At 35.8% G+C, this 2,911-nt stretch carries 3 protein-coding genes; 2 read left to right on the top strand and 1 reads right to left on the bottom strand.

Features of this window, described 5'->3' with window-relative positions; genetic code table 11:
- The coding region (locus ACYPZI_RS15765) for a glycoside hydrolase family 31 protein (RefSeq protein WP_459603300.1) at positions 1–990 on the top strand (990 nt) is incomplete at its 5' end.
- Between the two features lie 301 nt (positions 991–1,291).
- Here ACYPZI_RS15765 and ACYPZI_RS15760 read toward each other — a convergent pair.
- A complete protein-coding gene (locus ACYPZI_RS15760; protein WP_459603298.1) occupies positions 1,292–2,497 on the bottom strand; it encodes an ATP-binding protein in 1,206 nt (401 codons plus the stop codon).
- Between the two features lie 129 nt (positions 2,498–2,626).
- Between ACYPZI_RS15760 and ACYPZI_RS15755 the strand changes: the two genes are divergently transcribed.
- Entirely contained in the window at positions 2,627–2,794 is a 168-nt protein-coding gene (locus tag ACYPZI_RS15755; protein ID WP_459603296.1) for a hypothetical protein, read from the top strand.
- Positions 2,795–2,911: the final 117 nt, after the last annotated feature.

Below are 2,911 nucleotides of genomic sequence, written 5' to 3'. Positions count from 1 at the left end.
AAAGGTTTTAAGGTGATGCTCTGGATATGTCCGTTTGTCAGCGCCGACAGTCCCGAATACCGGGAATTAGCATCTAAAGGATACCTGATAAAGAAAAAGGGTTCGCAATCACCAGCCATTATCCATTGGTGGAACGGGCAAAGCGCCTGCTATGACCTGACTAACTCCGAAGCCTTCAATTACTTTGTAAATGTATTGAAAAAGATGCAGAGTGAATATGGAGTCGACGGCTTCAAACTCGATGCGGGGGACAATTCATTCTATGATCCCCGTTATATCGACAGCTATAAAAAAGACGCAATATCGACAGACCATACACTTGCCTGGGCGATGATCGGCCTGGAATTTCCGTTCAATGAGTACCGTGCCGGCTGGAGAATGGGCGGACAGGCTTTAGTGCAACGGCTTGGAGATAAAGGCTATTCGTGGAATGCCATACGGCTGCTTATACCTGAAATGATTGCCGCAGGCCTGTTAGGGTATTCATATACCTGTCCTGATATGATCGGAGGGGGATCATATACTGCTTTCCTCAATATAAAAGACAATGAATTCGACCAGGATTTGATTGTGCGTTCGGCACAGGTACATGCCCTGATGCCTATGATGCAGTTTTCGGTTGCTCCCTGGCGCATATTGGACAAGGAACATCTGGTTATTGTGCAAGATATGGCTAAACTACATGAAAAGTTCGGCGATTATATTATAAATTGCGCCAAAGAATCGGCAAAAACCGGAGAACCTATAATAAGGCATATGGAATACTCCTTCCCTAACGAAGGTTTTGCTGAATGTAAAGACCAGTTTATGCTGGGAGAAAGATATATGGTCACTCCTGTAGTAACAAGGGAAAATACCCGTACTATCAAATTGCCTGAAGGCAGATGGAAGGATGACAAAGGTAAACTGTACAAAGGCGGTCAGGTAATCACAATGGAAATCCCGATTAGCAGGCTGGTATATTTTGAAAAGCTGAATGACCCTAAATGAAAAATGCCGCTTTAAAACCGCTGTTCCCGGTATAACTATTTAGTCAATCCTTAAAAAGTATTCATACTTCTGATTATCAAGTATTTACAAAATAATATATTTTTTAATATACTGAAAATAAGCAGTTTGATATTTTTTAATTATAACTAATTGATAATCATTAGTCTCAAAGTTTATTCTATATAATGTCTAATAAAAATAAATTTTATGTTCTGAGAATACTTGTATTATTCGCGATTATCACCAATAGGGTATAATGGGTAGTTGTTGTAATTGCATCATACCCTAAAAGGTATATTTGTTAATCAAGATACTCATGTATAGGTATCATGTTGATAACCATATCATCTTTTTCAAATCTGTCACTTTGGTTAAGAGTAACAATTATTCCTTTTTTAAGTCCAAGATTCTGCATAGCTTCTAATAAACCATTGTACTCTCTGTCGAAGTTTTCATCGTTTATAGTTAGACACACTTGTATTGCTTCTTTGATTGTGCTTTTTTCCATTGCTACAAAATCACATTCGCCACGATCTTTATAATAGAATATTTGTTTGTATTTTCTACGAAGATGTAAGAAGATTAGATTTTCTAAACGTCGACCCATGTTTTCACTTGTTGATACAGAGTTCTCTGTATAAAGTCCCATATCCATTACATATACTTTCTTTGGATTACGAGCTTGTATTTTAAGCGAATGACTGAACATTGGCATGAATTCCAATAAGTAAGAGTCTTTCAAAAAAGAAAAATATTCTAAGAAAGTAGCTGCCGATTTTATGTCAAACATCCCTACTAACTTATTTGCTGATACAAGATTGCCGATATTAGTTATCAGATAAGCTGTTAATTGACGTAACGAAACGACATCACGCACAGAATGTCTTACAGCTATGTCTCTCATTAGTATATCATCAACAAGAGTATTTAGAATAACTGTCATACCAGTTTTTACATATTCGGGTATACCTCCCATCTTTAGGTATTCTATTACGGCATCTTCGCCATTATTCAGTCCTTTGAATTGAATAAACTCTAAATAAGAAAAGGGGAATAGTTCCATTGATAAGTGTCGACCTGTCAAATGTGTTCCCAATTCGACACTCAACATAGATGCATTTGAACCTGTAACGAATACTTTATATCCGTCTCTCAAAAGTTGATTTACATACTTTTCCCATTCCTCAACAACTTGTATCTCATCGAAGAATAGAACCTTTATATCTCGTTTTTCTATCTCTCTATGAAGTCGAGTGAAATCGCCTACTTCAAAGCCAGACAAACGAATATCATCAAAGTTTAAATATATAGCATCCTGATAATCTCGACGAAGTAATTGTAACAACAGAGTACTCTTTCCACAACGGCGAATCCCCGTTATGATCGTCGCAAATGAATCTGCAACTGGTACATTAACCAATGCATCACGAATAAATCCCGAGTCTCGTTTAAGGAAACTATCTCTTTGCGAGTCTATTACTAAGGCTATTTCATCTTGGCGTATCATAGATTATTATTTCTTTTGATACAAATATAAGATATCTTTTAGTATAGTGGAAGAATTTGTGTTAAAATATTATCACACACCAGATATGCCTATAAACAAATTTGTTTGTTTTTATACAAAGTGTTGTCTATGAATAATCTCATTGAAATAATAAAGGGTATTCATCCTAGAAAGTTTATCGAAAGGGAATTGAATGAAAAGAACCTTACTCAACATGCATTAGTTGAGGAAAAGACTATTCCATTTCAGAGTATCAATGCGATTGTAGTAGGTAGAAATAATTTAGCTATTATATAAATTATATTATTAAATTACCCAAATAAGTTATATCTTTGTAGTCTTACTGATTAAACAGAAAGACAATGGGACGTAAGGTAAAACAACTAAAGAATTACACTACCGAACAGGTAGAGG

This window comes from Dysgonomonas reticulitermitis, assembly GCF_054601275.1.
This window is presented reverse-complemented; position numbering and strand designations above follow the sequence as displayed.

Bases quoted from the DNA above. Each gene is read 5' to 3' on its own strand.
- ACYPZI_RS15760 (WP_459603298.1), bottom strand. From the start codon at position 2,497: ATGATACGCCAAGATGAAATAGCCTTAGTAATAGACTCGCAAAGAGAT.
- ACYPZI_RS15755 (WP_459603296.1), top strand. From the start codon at position 2,627: ATGAATAATCTCATTGAAATAATAAAGGGTATTCATCCTAGAAAGTTT.